The organism is Streptomyces sp. NPDC054841, assembly GCF_053611045.1.
Genome location: NZ_JBSGZO010000881.1, coordinates 1 through 1,539, shown reverse-complemented (window position 1 = coordinate 1,539; position 1,539 = coordinate 1). Strand labels below are relative to the sequence as shown.

The window sequence follows — 1,539 nt, the reverse complement described above, 5'->3', positions numbered from 1 at the left end:
CCTGTCTGCGGGGCGGTGAGGAGTTCCCGTACGAACTGACTCTGCCTCTGTGAGGCGGAAGCGGAGGCGGCAGATCACCGCGTCCGTGTCCCGGCGCACGGCGTGGGCGACGACCGCGCCGCGCTGGTTCTGCAGGATCCGCTGCCACATGTGAGCGGGTTCGGCCTCGGGGATGAGGACGGTGATCCGGGTACCGGGGTCCATCGCGGCGGTCTTCTGTACGTACGCGGCGATCGGCCGGCCGAGTGTACGACGGCCGGAAGGCAGCCGGACCAGCGGGACGCCCGGGTTCCACAGGTCCCAGTCCCGCTCCAGGGCGTCGGTCTGGGCACTGTCCTCCGGGTCGGAGTGGCACACCGTGACCGCCCGGACCTCGTCACCGAGGGAGGCCGCGGCAGTGAGGGCATCGCGGGTCAGCCGGGTCAGCGAGGAGACCGGGACGATGACCAACGACCGTTCCTGGGAGGGCGGTTCGGGGATGCGTCCGATCCCGAGGCGCTCACCGATCTTCCCGTACTCACGGTGGACGGCCTCGAAACCGGCCACCAGGAGGGGCAGGGCGACGACGATCAGCCAGGCGCCGTCGTGGAACTTGGTGGCGGTGACGACGACCGCGCTGACACCTGTGAGCACCGCGCCCAGACTGTTGAGCAGTGCTTTGCCCGCCCACCGGGGGCCGCGTACCTGCCGCCAGTGCAGGACCATGCCGGTCTGGGCGATGGTGAAGCCGACGAAGACGCCGATCGCGAAGAGCGGCACGAGGGTGTTGGTGTCGCCGCCGGAGAAGACCAGCAACGCGGCGGAGACGAGGGCCAGGGCGAGCACACCGTGGCGATGGACCTGACGGTCGGCCTTCAGGCCGAAGACGTGCGGCAGGTAGTTGTCGCGGGCCAGCAGCTTCAGCAGCACGGGCAGTCCGCCGAACGAGGTGTTGGCGGAGAGCGCCAGCAAAACCATGGTCGCGAACTGGATGACGTAGAAGGCCCAGTTGTGGCCGACGGACGCGTCGGCGAGCTGCGCCAGCACGGTGACGCCCTCGACCGGCTGGAGCCCGAAGCGCGAGATCAGCACGGACAGGCCGATCAGCATCACACCGAGCAGCACACCGAGCGCGACCTCCGCGTGCTGGGCGCGGCGGGCGGCCGGGGCGCGGAAGGACGGGACGGCGTTGGCGATGGCCTCGACGCCCGTCAGCGCCGAGCAGCCGGATGCGAAGGCCTTCAGCAGGAGCAGGACACCGACGGTGGTGGCGTTGTCGGCGAGCACGGAAGCGTGCCCGGCGGCTGCCTCGGTGGAGACCGGGGCATCGCGGAACAGGCCGATCGCGATCAGGACGAGGATCGCGCCGACGAAGACGACGGTGGGCGCGATGAACGCCTTGGCGGAATCGACGATGCCGCGCAGATTCACGCCCGTGATCAAGGCGAGGACGACCAGGCAGAGCCACAGCCTGTCGTCGTACAGCTCGGGAAAGGCGTTTTTTTGCTCTTTTACGCGGGGGGTGTGGGCGACGTCTACTTTTTTGTAGTTGTCGTTGTT

At 68.9% G+C, this 1,539-nt stretch carries 1 protein-coding gene; it reads right to left on the bottom strand.

What is annotated here, in order from left to right; all coding sequences use genetic code 11:
• A partial coding sequence (locus ACWGI8_RS44160; protein ID WP_453669248.1) for an APC family permease occupies window positions 1–1,539 on the bottom strand: 1,539 nt, incomplete at both ends.